General features: G+C 68.0%; 24 protein-coding genes. 10 read left to right on the top strand and 14 right to left on the bottom strand.

All coding sequences use genetic code 11. From position 1 onward, the window contains the following. Nucleotides 1-16 precede the first annotated feature (16 nt). Nucleotides 17-418 (top strand): nuclear transport factor 2 family protein, encoded by a 402-nt coding sequence (locus tag AC0B44_RS08230; protein ID WP_471902408.1) that lies wholly within the window; start codon nucleotides 17-19, stop codon nucleotides 416-418. A gap of 132 nt (nucleotides 419-550) precedes the next feature. Here the strand turns inward: AC0B44_RS08230 and AC0B44_RS08235 are convergent, their stop codons facing one another. Next, entirely contained in the window at nucleotides 551-829 is a 279-nt protein-coding gene (locus tag AC0B44_RS08235) for a DUF4193 domain-containing protein (protein WP_169619468.1), read from the bottom strand. Between the two features lie 270 nt (nucleotides 830-1,099). Here AC0B44_RS08235 and AC0B44_RS08240 point away from each other — a divergent pair, with 270 nt between their 5' ends. The 6 genes from AC0B44_RS08240 (at nucleotide 1,100) to AC0B44_RS08265 (ending at nucleotide 5,604) form a co-directional block, all read left to right on the top strand. Then, nucleotides 1,100-1,516 (top strand): VOC family protein, encoded by a 417-nt coding sequence (locus AC0B44_RS08240; protein WP_471902409.1) that lies wholly within the window; start codon nucleotides 1,100-1,102, stop codon nucleotides 1,514-1,516. 118 nt (nucleotides 1,517-1,634) lie between these two features. Continuing rightward, entirely contained in the window at nucleotides 1,635-2,816 is a 1,182-nt protein-coding gene (locus AC0B44_RS08245; RefSeq protein ID WP_471902410.1) for an inorganic phosphate transporter, read from the top strand. Continuing rightward, a complete protein-coding gene (locus AC0B44_RS08250; RefSeq protein ID WP_471902411.1) occupies nucleotides 2,813-3,076 on the top strand; it encodes a hypothetical protein in 264 nt (87 codons plus the stop codon). Before AC0B44_RS08245 ends, AC0B44_RS08250 begins: the two co-directional genes overlap by 4 nt. A 132-nt stretch (nucleotides 3,077-3,208) precedes the next feature. Continuing rightward, complete coding sequence (locus tag AC0B44_RS08255) at nucleotides 3,209-3,508, top strand: DUF3349 domain-containing protein (protein WP_471902412.1); 300 nt, start codon at nucleotides 3,209-3,211, stop codon at nucleotides 3,506-3,508. A gap of 13 nt (nucleotides 3,509-3,521) precedes the next feature. Continuing rightward, nucleotides 3,522-4,670, top strand: coding sequence for an o-succinylbenzoate--CoA ligase (gene menE / locus AC0B44_RS08260; protein WP_471902413.1), 1,149 nt, complete (start codon nucleotides 3,522-3,524; stop codon nucleotides 4,668-4,670). 64 nt (nucleotides 4,671-4,734) lie between these two features. Then, nucleotides 4,735-5,604, top strand: a complete 870-nt coding sequence (locus AC0B44_RS08265) for a 1,4-dihydroxy-2-naphthoate polyprenyltransferase (RefSeq protein ID WP_471902414.1) — start codon at nucleotides 4,735-4,737, stop codon at nucleotides 5,602-5,604. Nucleotides 5,605-5,651: 47 nt separating this feature from the next. On the opposite strand, the gene AC0B44_RS08270 is transcribed toward AC0B44_RS08265, so the two are convergent. The 5 genes from AC0B44_RS08270 to AC0B44_RS08290 all read right to left on the bottom strand — a co-directional run bounded on the left by AC0B44_RS08270 (nucleotide 5,652) and on the right by AC0B44_RS08290 (nucleotide 8,412). Continuing rightward, nucleotides 5,652-6,044 (bottom strand): phage holin family protein, encoded by a 393-nt coding sequence (locus AC0B44_RS08270; RefSeq protein WP_471902415.1) that lies wholly within the window; start codon nucleotides 6,042-6,044, stop codon nucleotides 5,652-5,654. Between the two features lie 42 nt (nucleotides 6,045-6,086). Continuing rightward, the gene (locus AC0B44_RS08275; RefSeq protein ID WP_471902416.1) at nucleotides 6,087-6,665 is read right to left on the bottom strand and encodes a Clp protease N-terminal domain-containing protein; all 579 of its coding nucleotides are present in this window, start codon (nucleotides 6,663-6,665) and stop codon (nucleotides 6,087-6,089) included. A gap of 5 nt (nucleotides 6,666-6,670) precedes the next feature. Next, entirely contained in the window at nucleotides 6,671-6,886 is a 216-nt protein-coding gene (locus AC0B44_RS08280) for an HTH domain-containing protein (protein WP_358474840.1), read from the bottom strand. Between the two features lie 81 nt (nucleotides 6,887-6,967). After that, nucleotides 6,968-8,080 carry an L-cysteine desulfhydrase Cds1 gene (gene cds1, locus AC0B44_RS08285; protein WP_471902417.1) on the bottom strand — a complete coding sequence of 371 codons (1,113 nt, stop codon included), beginning with the start codon at nucleotides 8,078-8,080 and terminating at the stop codon, nucleotides 6,968-6,970. Beyond that, the gene (locus AC0B44_RS08290) at nucleotides 8,077-8,412 is read right to left on the bottom strand and encodes a DUF4229 domain-containing protein (protein ID WP_471902527.1); all 336 of its coding nucleotides are present in this window, start codon (nucleotides 8,410-8,412) and stop codon (nucleotides 8,077-8,079) included. Before AC0B44_RS08290 ends, cds1 begins: the two co-directional genes overlap by 4 nt. Before the next feature lie 287 nt (nucleotides 8,413-8,699). On the opposite strand from AC0B44_RS08290, the gene AC0B44_RS08295 reads away from it, so the two are divergent. Next, nucleotides 8,700-8,909, top strand: a complete 210-nt coding sequence (locus AC0B44_RS08295) for a BldC family transcriptional regulator (RefSeq protein ID WP_072704338.1) — start codon at nucleotides 8,700-8,702, stop codon at nucleotides 8,907-8,909. Between the two features lie 212 nt (nucleotides 8,910-9,121). After that, a complete protein-coding gene (locus AC0B44_RS08300) occupies nucleotides 9,122-9,322 on the top strand; it encodes a hypothetical protein (protein ID WP_471902418.1) in 201 nt (66 codons plus the stop codon). 82 nt (nucleotides 9,323-9,404) lie between these two features. Here the strand turns inward: AC0B44_RS08300 and AC0B44_RS08305 are convergent, their stop codons facing one another. From AC0B44_RS08305 to hemL, 7 genes are all read right to left on the bottom strand, one after another. Then, entirely contained in the window at nucleotides 9,405-10,541 is a 1,137-nt protein-coding gene (locus AC0B44_RS08305; protein WP_471902528.1) for a MinD/ParA family ATP-binding protein, read from the bottom strand. Then, nucleotides 10,538-11,515 (bottom strand): c-type cytochrome biogenesis protein CcsB, encoded by a 978-nt coding sequence (gene ccsB / locus AC0B44_RS08310; protein WP_471902419.1) that lies wholly within the window; start codon nucleotides 11,513-11,515, stop codon nucleotides 10,538-10,540. Before ccsB ends, AC0B44_RS08305 begins: the two co-directional genes overlap by 4 nt. Beyond that, entirely contained in the window at nucleotides 11,512-13,209 is a 1,698-nt protein-coding gene (gene resB / locus AC0B44_RS08315) for a cytochrome c biogenesis protein ResB (RefSeq protein ID WP_471902420.1), read from the bottom strand. Before resB ends, ccsB begins: the two co-directional genes overlap by 4 nt. After that, nucleotides 13,206-14,042, bottom strand: a complete 837-nt coding sequence (locus tag AC0B44_RS08320) for a cytochrome c biogenesis CcdA family protein (RefSeq protein WP_471902529.1) — start codon at nucleotides 14,040-14,042, stop codon at nucleotides 13,206-13,208. Before AC0B44_RS08320 ends, resB begins: the two co-directional genes overlap by 4 nt. 33 nt (nucleotides 14,043-14,075) lie before the next feature. Further along, nucleotides 14,076-14,678, bottom strand: coding sequence for a TlpA disulfide reductase family protein (locus AC0B44_RS08325; protein WP_471902421.1), 603 nt, complete (start codon nucleotides 14,676-14,678; stop codon nucleotides 14,076-14,078). Continuing rightward, nucleotides 14,675-15,325, bottom strand: coding sequence for a histidine phosphatase family protein (locus AC0B44_RS08330; protein WP_471902422.1), 651 nt, complete (start codon nucleotides 15,323-15,325; stop codon nucleotides 14,675-14,677). Before AC0B44_RS08330 ends, AC0B44_RS08325 begins: the two co-directional genes overlap by 4 nt. Nucleotides 15,326-15,409: 84 nt before the next feature. Next, entirely contained in the window at nucleotides 15,410-16,735 is a 1,326-nt protein-coding gene (hemL, locus tag AC0B44_RS08335; protein WP_471902423.1) for a glutamate-1-semialdehyde 2,1-aminomutase, read from the bottom strand. A gap of 126 nt (nucleotides 16,736-16,861) precedes the next feature. Here hemL and AC0B44_RS08340 point away from each other — a divergent pair, with 126 nt between their 5' ends. Next, nucleotides 16,862-18,808 carry an acyl-CoA dehydrogenase family protein gene (locus AC0B44_RS08340; RefSeq protein WP_471902424.1) on the top strand — a complete coding sequence of 649 codons (1,947 nt, stop codon included), beginning with the start codon at nucleotides 16,862-16,864 and terminating at the stop codon, nucleotides 18,806-18,808. Here the strand turns inward: AC0B44_RS08340 and AC0B44_RS08345 are convergent. Then, the gene (locus AC0B44_RS08345) at nucleotides 18,790-18,993 is read right to left on the bottom strand and encodes a heavy-metal-associated domain-containing protein (RefSeq protein WP_471902425.1); all 204 of its coding nucleotides are present in this window, start codon (nucleotides 18,991-18,993) and stop codon (nucleotides 18,790-18,792) included. The genes AC0B44_RS08340 and AC0B44_RS08345 overlap by 19 nt on opposite strands. Nucleotides 18,994-19,023: the final 30 nt, after the last annotated feature.

A 19,023-nucleotide genomic window follows, 5' to 3' on the forward strand; every position in this document is an offset into this window, starting at 1 on the left:
CGGCGATACTGTCCGAGTGGAGTCCAGGGAGCACACGGGGCTCATCGAGCTGGTCCGCGCCTGGGACGAATCGATGGTCGACAACGACAGCCAGGCGATCGGCAGCTTCATGACCGACGACTGGATCATCGTCGCGCCTGACGGCAGCATCGACGGCCGCGAGCGGTTCCTGGAGCTCATAGCCTCGGGCGATCTGACGCACGACACAATGACCACTGAGGATCCCATCATCCGTGTCCTCGGGGACAGCGCGATCGTCGTGGCTCGGGGCGTCTCTGCCGGGGCGTACCGAGGCCGGCCGTTCCGCGAGCACGAGCGCTCCTCCAGCGTCTTCGTCCGCCGCGATGGGCGATGGGCGTGCGCCCTGACTCACCTGTCGAGCATCGCGCCGGAAACCCTCGAGAACGACGCCGACTGAGCTCGCCCTTCGGCGAAAGCGGTTCCGAGCGGGAAGCCGCAAGGACGGCCGGACCAGGGAGCAAGACGCGAGGCGGGCACTCCCTGTTCGGGAAGTGCCCGCCTCGCGTTCGTTGCCGGGAGCGTTACGCGGTCAAGCGCAATCGCGGCAGTACTCGCCGGAGCCGGAAGCCTTCCGGCTGTAGTGCTGGACGAGGAAGCAGCTCATGCAGGTGAACTCGTCGGACTGCTTGGGCAGGACGCGGACGGTCAGTTCCTCGCCCGACAGGTCGGCTCCGGGCAGATCCAGCGACTCGAGGATCTCGGCCTCGTCCGCGTCGGCCTTCTGGGTCGGCGTCAGCGCAAGTTCGTCCAGAGCAGTTTCGGCACCGAGGACGTCGGTGGTGCGAGGGGCGTCGTAGTCGGTCTTCATGGCTGTTCTCCTGGGTCGTCCGGTAACGGTCGTGGCGGGCGGCTTGCTCTGCCGAGCCGTGTAGGCACTGCGCTGCACCTGCCGGACATGATGTCCCGTTTGTCGGTTCGCCAAACACGCCCCCCGCGTTACCGCCGAAAGGTGTGCCGTCGGGCACACTCCGGGCCGCGGCCGATAAATGGTTCCGCCGGGCCGGCCGTACGATCGGCGAAGGCGGTCTGCACGATCCCGATCGGCGAAGACGAAGCACAATCACCGGAAGGCCTCGATGTGGAGATACTGAGCAGTCGCACGATCCTGCGGCCTCGCGACTACGAGGCGGCGCTGGAGTTCTACGGCGGGAAACTCGGTCTTGCGATCGCGCGGGAGTACCCCGCCGGCACTGTCTACTTCGCCGGTCAGTCGCTGATCGAGATCGCCGCCCACGGACGCGGAGATACGGACCAGACGTTCCAGGGTGCGCTGTGGCTCCAGGTCCGCGACGTGTACGAGTGCGAGGCCGAACTCGCCCTCGCCGGGGTGCCGATCGTGCGTGAAGCGCGGCAGGAGCCGTGGGGCCTGCACGAGTTGTGGATCGAAGACCCGGACGGAGTGCCCATCGTGCTCGTACAGATCCCTGCGGAGCATCCACTCCGGCGCGATATCCGCAACCCGGCAGGCGAATCGTCAAACCCCTCCGAGGCGTGATCTTCCCCACACCGGGGAACCCGCGAGCCCGCTCCCTGCACGTGGGCGCGGGATGGTGTCTCTGTTCACCCGGCCGTCGCTGTACTTTCCCGTGTCCGCTACCGCAGAATTGGAAGACGTGACCGCAGAGTTCGTTGTCCTACTGGTAGTGGTCGTCACTGCCCTCGCATTCGATTTCACGAACGGCTTCCACGACACCGGCAACGCCATGGCCACGTCCATCGCTACCGGAGCGTTGAAGCCGAAGGTAGCCGTCGCTCTGTCGGCTGTCCTCAATCTGATCGGTGCGTTCCTCTCCGTCGAAGTCGCGGCCACCGTCGCAAAAGGCGTCGTCGACCTAGGGACCGTCGGCGGTGAGGACCTTCTGCTGATCGTCTTCGCCGGCCTTGTCGGCGGCATCCTGTGGAACATCGCGACCTGGTTGTTCGGCCTTCCGTCGAGTTCCTCGCACGCCCTGTTCGGCGGTCTGGTGGGCGCGGCACTCGCGTCCATCGGCGTCAACGGCGTGGTGTGGGACGGCGTGCTCGGCAAGGTCCTTCTCCCCGCGCTGCTCGCTCCGGTCATCGCCGCCCTGGTCGCCACCGTCGGCACGTGGTCGATGCGCCGCCTGACCCGCGACATCTCCGAAGAGCGTCGCGACCGCGGCTTCCGGCTGGGCCAGATCGGCACCGCGTCGCTGCTCTCGCTGGCGCACGGCACCAACGACGCGCAGAAGACGATGGGCGTGATCTTCCTGGCGCTCGTCGCGCACGGCAGCATCACCGCGGACACCGATATGCCGTTCTGGGTGAAGTTCGCCTGCGCTGTCGCCATCGCACTGGGCACCTACCTCGGCGGCTGGCGCATCATCCGGACTCTCGGCAAGGGTCTCGTCGAGATCGCGCCGACCCAGGGACTCGCGGCCGAATCGTCGTCCGCGGCGATCATCCTGACGTCCAGCCACTTCGGCCTTCCGCTGTCCACCACCCACGTCGCCACCGGCTCGATCCTCGGCACCGGAATCGGCACCAAGGGCGCCGAAGTCCGCTGGGGCGTCGCCGGTCGCATGGTCGTCGCGTGGTTGATCACTCTCCCGAGCGCGGCGCTCGTCGGCGCCCTGTGCTGGGCACTCGCCCACGTGATCGGGGGCCTTGCGGGCGTCCTGGTGGTGTTCGCGCTGCTGTGCGGACTGTCGCTCTTCATGTGGCTGCGTTCGCGCAAGGAACCGATCGACGCCTCCAACGTGACGGCGGAGTGGGACGGTTCGCTCGTCCCCGCCGGAACCACGCCGGAACCCGTCGTCCAGGAAGGCCGCCCGTGAACATGCTGACCCACACCCTGGATTCGCTGTGGCAGGTCGTTCTCGTCGGCCTGGTGCTCGGGGCGGGCCTGCCGTCACTGTTCGCACTCGGTGTGCGGTCGCTGCACGCCGGCCGTGCGTCGGAGGAGAGTGCGCTGCAACCCCTCGGCATCGGGGGTGCGGTCGTGTGCTTCGCGATCGTCGCCATCGCCGTGATCTGCGGGATCCTGCTTCTGACTGCAGACTTCCTGTCGGGCACCTTCGGTATCCACGTTTTCTGACATCGCGTTTTCCGACGTCGCGTTCCCTCGTCGCAGGGTGTCGGCTGGAAGGAGTGCAGTGATCCCGAACCCGGTCCTCACGCATCGTGTCCGGTCCCGCGCGGTGCACGGTGGCCTGCCGAGCAGGCCCCTATGATCCTTCCGCCGTTCCTCACCTCCATCGTGGAGTGGCTCCGTGCGGGCTACCCCGACGGGGTTCCCGAACAGGACTACGTCCCGCTCTTCGCGCTGCTCTCCCGGCGACTGTCCGAGGAAGAGGTCGATCAGGTCGCCGACAGGCTCGTCGAAGACGGAGATCTCCCGATCGACAAGACCGACATCGCCGTTCTCATCACCAAGATCACCAACGAGATGCCGTCCGATCGCGACATCGATCGCGTCCACCGGCATCTCGGCACCGGCAACTGGGACCGGACGGACCACGATCTGTGACCACGTCCCGCGCATGACCGCCGTACTGAACACGCTTCCCGTCCCGTCGGGCGACGCCGTCCGCACCTTGCTGCCGACTCTGCAACGGCTGCTCGACGGAAGCGCTCCCCCGTTTCTCCCCGTTCCCGCTGCGGACGAGCGGGAGACACGGAGACTCACCGACGCTCTGCACCCCGGCGAGCCGATCGCCGAAAACATCGGCCTCGTGGTCGCGACCTCGGGCACCACGGGAGTGCCGAAAGGCGCGCAGCTCACCGCGGCCGCATTGCGTGCGAGCGGCGAGGCGACCTACGACCGCCTCGGTGGTCCCGGCTCGTGGTTGCTGGCCCTACCCGCGCATCACATCGCGGGCATGCAGGTACTGCTCCGCAGCGTGCTGTCGGAAACCGAGCCGTCCGTCGTCGACGTCTCACACGGGTTCGATCCGGGGCGGCTTCCCGAGGCGGTCGCGGCGATGGCCGGTCCGCGGCGCTACACCTCACTCGTTCCGACCCAGCTGATCAAGGCTCTCGACCATCCCGGTGCACGGGCAGCCCTCGCGGAACTCGACTCGATCCTGCTCGGCGGCGCCGCCGCCGCCGCCTCGGTGCTGCGGCGTGCAGCCGACGCCGGACTGAAGGTCGTGCGGACGTACGGGATGAGTGAGACGTGCGGCGGCTGCGTGTACGACGGTGTCGCTCTCCCCGGCGTGCGGGTGCGTGTCGGTGAGGATTCGCGGGTCTGGCTCGGCGGCGCGACCCTCGCGTCCGGCTATCGCGGGCTGCCCGACCATCCCGCCTTCGCGGAGGCGGGATGGTTCCGGACGGACGACGCGGGAGTGCTCGACGGCGGAGTGCTCCGGGTGCTCGGCCGGCTCGACGAGGCCATCTCGACCGGTGGGCTCACCGTCGTGCCGCAGGTCGTCGAAGCCGTGCTGACCGAACATCCTTCGGTGCGGGAGGTTGCGGTCATCGGTCTCCCCGACGAGCGGCTCGGACAGCGGGTGACCGCGATCGTCGTCGCCGCGGACGGTGCGGTTCCCACCCTGGAGGCGCTGCGCGAGCACGCCGTCGCGTCCCTCGACCCGACGGCGGCACCGCGGGAACTGCACGTGGTCGACGCCCTTCCCGTCCGCGGACCGGGCAAGGTCGATCGTCGCGCGCTCGTCACCCGCTTTTCGTAGCGCCGCTCCGCACCCCCGAGACGGGTGGTGAAACCGGCCGGCGCCGAAGTGCGAAGATCGATGCATGGCAACCGCTGGTCACTGGATCGAAGGCGCTCGTCCGCGCACCCTCCCCAACGCGATCGCACCCGTCTTCGCGGGCACGGGCGCGGCCGCCGCTCTCGGCGAGGCCGTGTGGTGGAAGGCATTGCTCGCGCTCGTCGTCGCGCTCGCATTCGTGATCGGCGTCAACTTCGCGAACGACTACTCCGACGGTGTTCGGGGCACGGACGACGACCGCGTGGGCCCGGTGCGGCTCGTCGGTTCGGGTTTGGTGGCGCCTGCCCTGGTCAAGCGGGCGGCGTTCGCCTGCTTCGGGATCGGTGCGGCGGCGGGAATCGCGCTGGCACTGACGAGTGCGTGGTGGCTGATCGTCGTCGGGGCGCTGTGCATCGCCGGCGCCTGGTTCTACACCGGTGGTCGCACTCCGTACGGCTACAACGGTCTGGGTGAGGTCGCGGTCTTCGTCTTCTTCGGCCTGGTCGCTGTGCTGGGCACGCAGTTCGTGCAGGCGGGACGCGTCGACTGGGCGGGATTGGCGTGTGCGGTGGCCGTCGGTTCCTTCTCCAGCGCCGTGCTGGTGTCGAACAACCTCCGTGACATTCCCACCGACACGGTGACCGGCAAGCGGACGCTCGCCGTCCGACTGGGCGATGCCCGCACACGTGTGCTGCATCTCGTTCTCGTGACGGTGCCGTTCGTGATGTCGGTCGCGCTCGTGGCAGCGACGCCGTGGGCGCTCGCCGGCCTGCTCGCCGCTCCGTTCGCCGTGCGCGCCAACACCCCGGTCCGATCCGGGGCGTCAGGACTCGATCTGGTGCCGGCTCTGCGCGACTCCGGGTTGGCGATGCTGGTGTGGGCGGCAGCGACCGGTCTGGCGCTGGCCCTGGCCTGAGCGCCGTTCCGGGCGGCCGCAGCACGACCGCCCGGAAGGGATCACCCTCAGCCGCGGTCGGGTACGGCCAGGCCGAGGACGAAGTTGACGAGCGAGATGATGATCGCGCCCCAGAACGCGGCCCAGAATCCGGCGATGGTCAGCCCGTAGTCGGTGAATCCGCTGAGCCAGGCGGTGAGCCAGAGCATCAGTGCGTTGACGACGAGGGTGAACAATCCGAGGGTCAGGATCACCAGGGGAAGCGACAACATCTTCACCAGGGGTTTGACCAATGCGTTCACGGCCGTGAATATCACCGCGAGGACGACGAGCGTGATGATCGTCCCGAGGTCGGTCTCGGACGCGCCCCCGGGCTCGGTGATCGAGATGCCGTCGACGAGTCGGGCGGCAAGCCAGAGGCCGATCGCGTTGATGATCAGGCGCAATACGAGTGAAATCATGCAGCCACTTTGGCACACCGCCAGTGGTGCGTTCGCAGAGGTTCAGGCAGCGGCGTCGAGAAGGTCGGTGACGCGTTGCCGCAGTTCGTCACGGCCGATGTGCGGGGTGACGAGTGCGGCTGTCGGGGGGTCGTCACCGCGGAGCAGTCCGAGCAGGAGGTGTTCCGCGCGGATGACCCGATCGTGACGGGCCACTGCCTCCCGCAGAGACAGTTCGAGCGCCTTCTTGGCGCCTTTGTCGAACGGAATGTGGCCCGACCGGCCCCAGAGGTTCTTCCGTCCCGTGCCCTCGGGTCCGGCCGGATCGGGGTCGAGGACTCCTTCGCCGAACGTCTCCTCGAGCCGGGACTTCACCGCGTCGAGATCGATGCCGATCGCGTCGAGTGCGGCAGCGTCGTCGGCACCCAGCGCGTCGCCGGATGCCTGTGCGGCGCAGTCGGACCGGAGCCCGTCGATGGTGAGCCCGGCGTCGGCCAGCAGGGTTCGCAGAGGTTCCTCCGCACTGACGACGGTTCCGAGAAGCAGGTGCGATGGGTGGATTCGTGGTGCGTCGAGCCGTTTCGCTTCGGTTTGCGCGGCGACGACCGCGGACCGGGCGCTGTCTGCGAATTTTTCGAACATGACGATTACCTGCGCTTCCGGTTGTGCTTCTGGTGGACGGCCTGTCTGCTCACTTCGAGTTCGTCGGCGATGGCCTGCCAGGACCATCCTTGATTGCGCGCGTTCTCGACCTGGACCGTCTCGAGCCTTTCGAGCAGGCGTCGTAGTGCACGGACCGCCCGCAGGCCCACTTTCGGATCGGGGCTCGCGGCAGATGCTGCGAGGTCGGTGGTTTCGGTCATGTTGTCAATGTAGGTTGACACTCCGGGTGTGTCAATGGATGTTGACATGATGAAGGAGATCGACCGAATCCAGCCGAGCGCTCACGCGCCCGTAGTGGGGCTCCACGTTCCGGTGGCCAGGAACTTTTCGAGGACGGCGCCCGGTTCCGCGAGGTCGAGCGACTGCGCAGCGATCCAGTCGTCGGAGAAATACGTGTCGCTGTAGCGTTCGCCGCCGTCGCACAGCAGCGTCACCACGCTCCCCCGGCGGCCGTCGGCGAGCATTTCGGCCAGCAGACCGAACGCCCCCCAGAGATTGGTGCCCGTGGACCCGCCGACGCGACGGCCGAGCGTGTCGCTCGCGTGCCGCATCGCGGCGATCGACGCGGCGTCCGGAACCCGGATCATGCGGTCCACGACCTGCGGGACGAACGACGGTTCCACACGCGGCCGCCCGATGCCTTCGATGCGGGAGGGCAATCCGGTGGTGTGGTCGGCAGAGCCTGTCTCGTAGCCGCCGAAGAACGCTGAGTTCTCCGGATCGACCACCGCAAGCCTGGTCCGGTACCGCCGGTACCTGATGTATCGGCCGAGGGTCGCGCTGGTTCCGCCGGTGCCGGCACCGACCACGATCCAGTCCGGTACCGGATGCTGTTCGAATTGCAACTGCGAATAGATGCTCTCGGCGATGTTGTTGTTCCCACGCCAGTCGGTCACCCGCTCGGCGTTTGTGAACTGATCCATGAAGCACCCGCCGAGTTCGTCCGCGAGGCGGCGCGCCTCGCTGTACATCTCCGGCGGGCTGTCGATGTAGTGGCACCGGCCGCCGTGCGCCTCGATCAGCGCAACCTTGGCCGGCGACGTGGTGCGCGGCATCACCGCGACGAAGTCGAGACCCAGGAGTTTCGCGAAGTACGCCTCGCTGACCGCGGTCGACCCGGACGACGCCTCGACGATCGGAGTGTCCTGCCGGATCCAGCCGTTGCACAGGCCGTACAGGAACAGCGAACGCGCGAGCCGGTGCTTGAGGCTGCCGGTGATGTGCGTCGACTCGTCCTTGAGATACAGCTGGACGCCCCAATCCGCAGGAAGCGGATACCGCAGAAGATGGGTGTCGGCGCTGCGCTGGGCGTCGGCTTCGATCAGCCGGACGGCGTTGTCCACCCAGTCACGCGGCTCGCTGCGATCGACGATCACGGCGCCCGCATCGGTCACTTGCGACCCTCACCGCGCAGCCGGTTCTCCAGATCTTCGCGGTCGGTCCGCCGGCGCTCGTCGACGGCGGCGATGCCCTCGGTGACCCGGCGACGAAGCGACTTGAAGAGCACCAGCGAGACCGGGAGCGCGATGAGCACGGCAAACAGCGCCGCGACCAGGAGCGGGATCTCGACACCGAAGATCCGCGGGACGTACAGAATCACCACGGCGAGGACGATGACGAGGCCGAGACGCGCGAGCGAGTACAACGCCACGTCGCGGACGAGCGCGCCCGTTCCCGACGACCGCCCGGCGCCCTCGACCCGGGCTCCGGGCGTGGGGTGTGAAATGCCCTCGGAGCGGTTATCCGATGCAGAGTCGTGTTCCGGGGAGTGCCTGCGGCGTTCGTCGTTCACCTGACCAGGGTAACCGCCGGAGCCGCACGGCCTCACTGCCGGAGCGGGACGGACTCGGGGCACGGACCCCCTACCCAGCCGAATGCTCGTCCGTTTTGTCTATTACTTCCGCTTTACCAACGGCTGACCGTTCGAGCAACCAGGGGTTCCGGTGCAACCATGTCATTGGACAACACGATCGAATACCTCGATCAAGGCAATCCAACCGGGAGGATTTCAACATGAGTGCACCCACTTTCAACGGCGCTAAAGAATCCCTGCTTACTCCGGGCCAGGTGGCAGCTCTGTTCCACGTGGACCCGAAGACGGTCACGCGCTGGGCGCATGCGGGTCGACTGGGCTCACTGCGGACACCGGGAGGACACCGTCGTTTCCGCGAGTCCGAAGTGCTCACCCTGCTCCGGTCACTGACGACCGAAGCCACGCGCTGACCCTGCGCCGCTGAAAACTCCGCGGTTCACCCCGCAGCGGACCCGACCGCTGCGCGAACCTGCGGATTGCGCACCACCACCCGGACACGGGCCTGTTCACCGGGACTCACCCGTCACAGCGGGCACATCTCCGGGGCGCATAGACTGTGGGAACGTAGGACTGCCGGCACCGGATCCCCCCGACGGTGCCGTCCACGGCAAGGAGGTGCGTATTGCTCTACCTGTTGGCCCTCATCGGCGCAGTGACACTGGCCGTTTTGTTGTGGAAGGCATACGGGCCCAAGTCCGGCACGACCCCGACGCGTGTCGTCGGTCCCGACGACGACCCCGAATTCCTCTGGAAAGTCGACCGCGAAGTGCGTCGCCGTCCGCCGGACGATTCGGCGCAGGACACCGGCGAGCCCGGGAAGTGACGAACCCCCGATAGTGCTGCAATCGCCGGGCACACAGGCGCCCGGCCATCGAAGACCCCGGCGGTCGGAACCCCCCCCCGCCTCAAAAATTCTCGGATGACACACCGTTCTGTACCCGTGGCCGCTCGATCGGGCGGCCCCCGGCGGGACGCGCTCCGGACGAGACGAAACCGTCGGCGACATCGGCCGCGAGTTCGAGCAGAGCCCGGCGGGTTCCGTCCTGCAGGTGCCCGAGGTCGATGTCCGCGCCCTCCTCGAGATGCGGATCGAACGGCAGGACATGCACCGCGCGGCAGCGCTGCGCGAAATGCCCCACGAGCCGGTCCAGATCGACTTTCCCCGAGCGCGGCCGCACCGCATTGACCACCGCGACGGACCCCGCGACCAGATCCCGATAACCGTGCGCCTCGAGCCAATCGAGCGTCGCCGAGGCACTCTGCGCGCCGTCCACCGACCCCGAACTGATGACGATCAGGGTGTCCGCATTCCCCAGGATCGAACCCATCGCCGAGTGCATGAGTCCGGTTCCGCAATCGGTGAGCACGATGCTGTAGAAGCGCTCGAGCACCGCGAGAGTGTGTTCGTAGTCCTCGCCGCTGAATGCTTCCGACACCGCCGGGTCCGCGTCGGAGGCGAGCACTTCGAGGCGATGCGGGTTCTGCGACATGTATTCGCGGACGTCGGCGTAGGTGACGAGACGCTCCTCGTCGCGCAGAAGAGTCCGCACCGTCGCGGTGGTCTGGGTGGCGATCTTCTGGCTGAGCGTCCCGCGGTCCGGGTTCGCGTCCACCGCGACGACCCGGTCACCGCGGAGGGCCGCGAACGTCGAGCCCAGGGTGACGGTGGTGGTCGTCTTGCCGACGCCGCCCTTGAGGCTCAGCAGCGCGATCCGGGAACAGCCGTGCGACGGCGTGCGCACCCGTTCGACGAGTTCGCGCCGGCGTTGCTCACGGGCGCTGTCGCCGATCGTCAGGAGGCCACCGGTCGCCTGGAACACCGCGCGACGCCACCCCTTGCGCGGCGGCGGGGCCACCGGCCGGACCAGGAGCGATGCGTCGAGATCGCGCGCCGTCGGTCGCTCACCCTCCGGTAGCTGCGTTCCGTCCCCCACCGCGTCTCCCCCCGCTGTTCGTCTGCGACGCGAGACGATAGCAGGGTCGGGTCGGTTCGGCCCGCCAGTTCGGTTCGGCCCGCCAGTTCGGTTCGGACCGGCGGTCAGTTCAGGCCGGCGTAGGAGTGCAGGCCCGACACCACCATGTTGATGATGAACAGGTTGAACAGCATCGCCACGAAGCCGGCGACGTTGATCCAGGCCGCGCGGGTGTTGCGCCAGCCCGAGGTGGCACGCGCGTGGAGGTACGCGGCGTAGATGACCCAGGTGATGAACGAGACGGTTTCCTTCGGGTCCCAGCCCCAGAAACGGCCCCAGGCGGCTTCCGCCCAGATCGCGCCCAGAATGATGCCGGCGCCGAACAGCGGGAATCCGATGATCGTCGTGCGGTAGGCGAGCCGGTCCAGGGTCTGCGCGTCCGGGAGACGCTGCGCGATCGCGGCCATCACCCCCCCGCTCGACGCTTCGCCCTTCGGGAAGCGGATACGCAGGAGGAACAGCAGGCTGGCGACGCCCGAGACGAGGAAGATGCCGCTACCCACGCTGATGATCGTGACGTGGATCGGCAGCCAGAACGACCGCAGGGCGGGCACGACGGGCGCGGCATCGGCGTACAGCACCGTCGCCGCGAGGAACATGAGGATCAGCACCGGGACCAGCACGTATACCCACATGATGCGGTACGACGGCTTGCGGAGCACGACGAGACCGAAGACGATCGCGGCGGTACACGCCATTGCCACGAATTCGTACATGTTGCCGAGCGGGAACCGCTCGGTGGCGAGACCACGCATCACGATGGATGCGATCAGAAGACCGGCGACAACGACGACGAGCGCGCGTCCCATGTTGCCGAGACGCTGGGAGAACGTCCGGCCGGTGGGCTCGGACACCCGGCCCGGGCCGTCGACGGGAGCGTTACCCGAGGGGACCAGCGCACGTTCGCGTTCGCGCTCGGCGACGGCGTCGGCGCGGTACGTCGCGTACTCGGCAACCAGCAGGATCAGTGCGAGTACCAGCACTGCGAACGCGGACTCGAAAGCCCAGTCGCTGTACCGCCCGAGTGTGTCGTTGAGTGTCATGCCTTTTTCTCCTGTGCCGCCGAGGCGGAGGCGATGTCGTCGTGTTGTGCAGTGCCGGCGTGCGTGGGGGAATCTCCGAGTAGACGCTCGACGAGGCGGTCGAACTCGTCGCCCCATCCGGCCTGGTCGGTGCGCGCCAGCCCGCCGACCTCTACTACGGTTCGTCGTTTACCGTCTGTCACTGTACCGGCCGGATACACCCGGACCCAGACTCTCCGCCGTTTCACCACGAGAGACACCAGCAGACCGGCCATCATGGCGATCGCGGCGACCAGCACCCACTGCTGCGCCGGGTCGTGCGAGACCTGCAGATTCACGAAGTCGACGGCGCCGTCGAAGCGCACCTCCGTGCCGTCCGCCAGGGTCACGCTCTCCCCCGGCATGAGGTTTACGCGATCCTGCTTGACGAGACGGCCCTGGTTGATCAGTTCCTTGTTCAGCGCGAACAGCGACTGGGGGCTGCCGGTGTCGAGACCGGCTTCGCCCTTGTAGACGTCGATCGCGACCGCGGGATCGCGCATCGCGGGGAAGATCGACGACAGCAGGGTGCCGTGGAACGACGCGGTGGGCGCGAACAGTCCCTCGAGCGCGATCTGGTTCTTCCGGCGCTGCTCCGGATCGGTGTACATGTCGCCGGGCGGGTCGAAGCGCATCGCGCCGCTGCTGAGGAAGGTCGTGGCATCTTCCGGCGCCCACTGCAGCGTCTCGGACCTGGTTTCACCGTTGGGCCAGGTGATGGTGAACGTCGGCGCGTAGCCGTGGCCCTGGAGGTACACGCGATCGCTGCCGACGCGCAGCGGATGGTTGACCTTCAACTGCGCGTCGCGCCAGGTGTCCGACGAGAGATCGTCGCCGTACTGGTATTCGATGTTGGAGGTGAACATCTCGGCCTGGCCGTTGTCGAGGTAGTCGGCCGAGAAGTCGTTGACGCGCAGGCACATCGGGTTGAGCCCTGTGCCGTCGAGGTTCACACCCGCGATGAACGAGTCGAATGACGCCGGTGAGGTCGTGCAGAATTCCTCGCCGTTCGCGGCGAGAATGCGCTGACCCTCGTACCCGAGCAGCTTGCCGATCGCGACCGCAGCGAGCAGCGCGACGAGCGAGATGTGGAAGACCAGGTTCCCGACTTCCCGGAGGTAGCCCTTCTCCGCGGAGAGTGTGAGCTCACCGTCGCGTGCGCGGGGTCCGCCCTCGCGACGCTCGACCTTCCATCCGCGCAACTCGCCGCGGACCCGCTCGAGCACCACGTCGGGCGCGTCGTCGGCGGTGGTCTCGACGTGGTGGGGCAGGCGCGCGAAGTTGCGGGGCGCCGGCACCGGCGGGGTGCGCAGCGCGCGGTAGTGCGCGACGCAGCGGGGCAGGATGCAGCCGACGAGCGAGACGAACAGCAGGACGTAGATCGCGGTGAACCAGAAACTGCCGAACACGTCGAACAGTTCGAGCCGGTCCATGAAGGGCCCGAGCGTCGGGCGGGCGGCGATGTACTCGTCGACCTTGCCCGAGTTGAGGCTGCGCTGCGGCAGCAGAGCGCCCGGGATGGCGGCGAGCGCAAGCAGGAACAACAGCACCAGCGCCGTGCGCATCGACGTCAATCCACGCCAGGTGTTGCGCACGAGAGCGAGCGCCCTCCCGACGGGACCCTGGTGCGGCGGTGCCGGCTGCGGCGCGGGAGTTGACGTATCTGTGGCGGTCATACTGGCAAGGTCACTTCCGAGATGAAGGCGTCCCGAACCCAGGACACGAACACGTCCCATGCCCCGGTGACGAGAGCGATTCCGACGGCGATGAGCATGATGCCGCCGACGATTTGCACGGTACGCGCGTGGGTCCGCAACCAGCCCACTCCGCGCAGGGCCTTGGCCGATCCGAGGGCGAGCACGATGAACGGCAGGCCCAGGCCGAGGCAGTACGCCACGATCAAGGTCACTCCGCGTGCGGCGGTGGTGCCCTCGGTACCCGCCGCGAGCGAGATCACCCCGGCGAGCGTCGGGCCGAGGCACGGAGTCCACCCGAGGGCGAACACCGCGCCGAGCAAGGGAGCGCCGGCCAGGCTCGAGATGCGGCGGGGCTCGGGACGGGTGTCGCGCTGCAGCGCCGGGATGAGCCCGATGAACACCAACCCCATGACGATGGTGACGACGCCACCGATGCGCATGAGCAGTTCGCGGTTGACGGCCAGCGCCGAGATCGCCCCGAAAACCGAGGCGGTCGCCAGTACGAAGACCACGGTGAAGCCCGCCACGAACAGTGCAGCGGCGCCGGCCACGCGCAAGCGGCCGTCGTCCCGAACCTTCGTGGTGCGCGCACCGGCCTGATCCGCGGTGACCGCCGGCGCCTCGGCGCCCACGACACCCGCGAGGTACGAGAGGTAACCCGGGACGAGCGGGACCACGCACGGCGACGCGAACGACACGAGACCGGCGAGCATGCACGCTCCGATGGCGAGCAGCAGAGGCCCGGAGAGCGCCGTGTTCTGGAAGGAGTCGCCGACTCCGGAGGCGAGCACCGCATCCGCAGTACCCGACATCAGCATTCCCGCGCCCACTGCGCCGCCCACGGCTTACCCCTCGTCCGATTCCGCCGCGACCCGTTCGACGACGGGCTGCAAGTCGCTCGCCAGCAGTTCGGTGAGGAACACGGCGGCGACGCGGTGTTCGCGGTCGAGGACGACGGTGGTCGGCACGACGGACGTCGGATAGTTGCGGCCGAGCGCGAGGAGCGACCGCATGGACGGGTCGTAGATCGACGGGTAACCGACCTGCTGGGACACGACGAAGTCCTGCGCTTTGTCACGTTGGTTGTCGCGGACGTTGATGCCGAGGAACTCGACGCCGAGGTCCTTGGTGTCCTCGTAGACCTGTTCCAGGTCGTCGGCTTCGCTACGGCACGGCGCGCACCACTGGCCCCACACGTTGAGCACGACAACCTGCCCTGCGAAGTCCTCGAGGGAGATCGTGGTGCCTTCGTTCATGAGGTCGTCGCCGCTGAGCTCACCGAGGGTGCCGCGCTCGGCAGGCGGATCGTAGAAGATGCGCGTTTGCCCGCCCGGTGAGACGAAGTCGAACGTCCCGCCGGTGGCGACGGCATCGTCGCCGGTCGCGCACGACGAGAGGAGCCCGGCACCGAGCAGTGCCGCGCACATCGCCACGAAGAGCTTTCTCATGCGCCGTGGACATTCGGGTCGGAGGCACCGGCCGGCTCGGAGTACACGAGGTCGACCAGGGTGTCGCCCTCGTAGACGAGCGACGTGAGCGACGCGAGGGAGCACTGGCGGTGACGCGGGTCGTGCCACAGCCGCTCGCCCTCGAGGAATCGGCGCAGCGTCCACACCGGAAGCTGGTGGCTCACGCACACCGCTTCACGACCCGCCGCCGCAACGCGAGCGGCGTTGACGGCTGCGAGCATGCGGTGCGCGATCTGCAGGTAGGGCTCGCCCCACGACGGGGTGAACGGGTCGCGGAGCTTCCACCAGTGCCGCGGCTTGCTCAGCGCACCGTCGCCGACGGCCACCTTCAGGCCCTCGAAGTCGTTGGCGGCCTCGATGAGGTTTTCGTCGGTGCGGATGACGAGTCCGTGCTTTTCCGCGATCGGTCCCGCGGTCTGCTGCGCACGCTCGAGCGGCGACGCGACCACGTGCGCGATGTCGTGGTCCGCGAGGGATGCCGCGACGGCCCGGGCCTGCGCCTCGCCGGTTGCCGACAACCGGAATCCGGGCAGGCGGCCGTACAGGATGCCGTCGGGATTGTGCACCTCACCGTGCCGGAGCACGTGCACGATGGTGCGGGTCTCGGACTGGGCGGCTTCGGTCACGTGAGTATTCCTCGGGGTGATGGGCGGAGCGAACGGATCAGGACGGCTAGGTGCGGGGCGAGAGCGGGCGGTCGTGCGGTGCGATCACGGCGCGGTCGCGGCAGCCGCCGCGCGTGCCGCGTGCGGCAGTGCGTCGGCGATCCGCGAGAACGCGGCGTCGTCGAGGGCGGCCGAGACGAACCAGGTCTCGAAGGCGCTCGGCGGCGCGTACACGCCGTGCTCGAGCAGCGAGTGGAAGAACGCGGGGAACCGCCAGGTCTGCGCGGCCTTGGCCTCCTCGTAGTCCGTTACCGGGTCCTCGGTGAAGAAGACGCTGAGCAGGGTGCCGGCGTTCTGGATGCGGTGCGGTACGCCCTCGGATGCGAGGGCCTCGCCGAGAAGGCGGCCGAGTGTCGCGGCGTTGCGTTCGAGCGTCGCGTAGACGTCGGCGTCCGCGGCGCGCAGGCTCGCGAGACCGGCAGCGACGGCCACGGGGTTACCGGAGAGAGTGCCCGCCTGGTACACCGCGCCTGCCGGCGCCAGGTGCGCCATGACATCGGCGCGACCACCGAAGGCGGCGGCGGGCAGTCCGCCACTCATCACCTTGCCGAACGTCATCAGGTCGCCGGCGACCCCGTCGATGCCGTACCAACCGGTGGCGCTCGCACGGAACCCGGTCATGACCTCGTCCATGATCAGCAACGCGCCGTGCTCGCGGGTGAGCGACTTCAGCCCCTCGTTGAAACCGGGAAGCGGGGGCACGGTGCCCATGTTGCCGGCGGCGGCCTCGGTGATGACCGCGGCGATCTCACCGGGATTGGCCTCGAACACCGCGCGCACCGCGTCGAGGTCGTTGTAGGGCACCACGAGCGTGTCGCCCGCCTGCGCTCCGGTCACACCGGGTGAGGTGGGCAGGCCGAAGGTGGCGAGTCCGGAGCCCGCGTCGGCGAGCAGCGCGTCCACGTGACCGTGATAACAACCGGCGAACTTCACAATTTTGGATCGTCCGGTGAATCCGCGCGCCAGACGCACCGCGCTCATGGTCGCTTCGGTACCGGAGTTCACGAGCCGGACCTGTTCGACGGGCGCGATCCGAGCGACGATTTCCTCGGCGAGTTCGACCTCGCCGTCGGTGGGCGCACCGAACGACAAGCCGGATTCTGCGGTCGTGCGCACCGCCTCGACGACAGCGGGGTGAGCGTGTCCGAGGATCATCGGTCCCCAGGAACACACCAGGTCGACGTAGGTATTACCGTCGACGTCGGTGAGGGTGCAGCCCGAACCCGAGGCGATGAAGCGGGGCGTGCCGCCGACCGATCCGAAGGCACGGACCGGAGAGTTGACGCCTCCGGGAGTGACCTTCGATGCCCGTCGGAAGAGTGCGGCTGATCGGGTGTCGCGGTCGGGCGAAGCATCAGGGGTCGCAGTCACGACTTCCAGTGTCCCAGTTTCGCCGGATTTGCCAAAAAAGCAGTCGGTCAAACCTCTTGTGTTTCTTCTCCCTGACCGTTGGTAAAGGCTCCCCTTTCGGGGTCGGAGCGTCCTAGGGTCGAGGCCATGCCGACCACAGCTGAACACCTCCGCACCGCGCTCGACGGCGCATGGCACGACGCCCGTGACCGCGCCCGCACCGATCTCGCCCACGACGCCTTCGCGCCGCACTACACCCCGGACCTCGAGAAGGCCCGCGCCATCACGCTCGAGCAGATGAAGATTCTGGCGGAGCGCGGTTACGCGGCGTCCGGTTTCTCCGTGGAGTCGGGCGGCACCGGCGACCCGGGCGGCGCGGTCGCGTCGATCGAAATGCTCGCCATGTCGGATCTGTCGCTCATGGTCAAAGCGGGGGTGCAGTGGGGACTGTTCGGCGGCGCGATCGAGAACCTCGGCACCGAACGGCATCACAAGGAGTACATCCGGCCGCTGATCGACCTCGATCTGCTCGGCTGTTTCGCGATGACCGAGACCGGGCACGGCAGCGACGTCCAGGCTCTGGAGACCACCGCGACGTACGACCCCGCGACCCAGGAGTTCGTCATCCATTCGCCGACTCCGTCGTCGCGGAAGGATTACATCGGCGGTGCCGCGCAGCACGCCAGGGTGGCGGCGGTGTTCGCGCAACTCATCACGGAGGGTGAGTCCCACGGTGTGCACTGCTTCGTGGTTCCGATCCGCGACGAGAACGGCAACGACCTGCCCGGGGTGACCACCTCGGACTGCGGGCACAAGGGCGGCCTGCCCGGCGTCGACAACGGCCGCATCATGTTCGACTCGGTGCGGATTCCTCGCGAGAACCTGCTCAACAAGTACTCCGACGTCGAGCCGGACGGGACCTACGTCTCCACGATCGACAATCCGAGCCGCCGGTTCTTCACCATGGTCGGCACGCTCGTGCGCGGCCGCATCACGGTGGGCGGATCCGCCGGGGCAGCGGCTCGGGTCGCGCTGACCATCGCGACGAAGTACGCGGAGAAGCGCCGGCAGTTCGACGCGCCCGGCCGCGACGCGGAGGTGCCGATCATGGACTATCTGGTCCATCAGCGCCGTCTGCTTCCGCTCATCGCCCGCGCCTACGCGCTGGGGTTCGCCCAGAACGAGTTGCTCGGCACGATGAACCGTCTCCAGTCGATGTCGCTGGAGGATCTCGATCCGCAGGAGCAGCGCGAACTCGAGGGGCGCGCCGCGGGCCTGAAGGTCGCCAACACGTGGCACGCGTCGCAGGCGATCCAGGAGTGCCGCGAAGCGTGCGGCGGAGCCGGCTACATGGCGGAGAACCGGCTGACCGCACTGCGCGCCGACGTCGACGTGTTCACCACGTTCGAGGGTGACAACCACGTCCTCGCCCAGCTCGTGGCGAAGGAACTACTCACGTCGTACGCCGACGAGGTGCAGGGCATGAGCCCCGTGGACTGGATGCGCTTCGCAGCGACGACGATCTCCGACGTGGTCAAGAAGCGCACCGCCGCGCAGCAGATCATCCAGACCTTCGTCGATACCCGGCAGGACAACGAGGAGGACGGCAGCCTCTTCAACCGGGGTACACAGATGACGATGTTCGAGGACCGTGAGCAGTACCTGATCTCGACCGCGGCGCGACGCCTCCAGGCCGCCATGAACCGCGAGGAGAACGCGTTCGACGCGTTCAACTTCGTGCAGGACCACGTACTGCGCGCCGCCCAGGCGCACATCGACCGCGTGGTGCTCGAAGCGTTCGTCGCAGCGATCGGTGACTGCACCGACGAGACCGCGTGCGGTCTGCTCTCGGAGTTGTGCGACCTCTACGCGCTGTCCGTCATCGACGCGGACAAGGCCTGGTTCATGGAGCACCGGCAGTTGTCGGTCGAGCGTGCGAAGGCGGTGACGCGCGGTATCAACGAGCGATGCCGCACCCTGCGGCCGCATGCGCTGACGCTGGCCGAGGGTCTGGGCGTGCCGGATCACCTGCTCGGTTCGGCGATGCTCGACCGCGAGGGTGCGGTGGTTCCGCTTCAGGGCGCGAGCGTGTAACCCGCTTCGTCGACAGCGGCGGCGACGGCGTCCCGATCCGGTTCGTCGCCGCTGTCGACCACGAGCCGTCCGGTCTCGAGATCGGCCTTCGCGGCGGTCACGCCGTCGAGCGCTCCGACCTCTTCTTCGACTGCGGCAACGCAGTGCCCGCAGGTCATGCCTTCGACGTGGTAGGTGGTCTGCATGTGTGTTCCTTTCAGGAGGGGAGACACACA

This window comes from Rhodococcus sp. NPDC019050, from assembly GCF_055664235.1.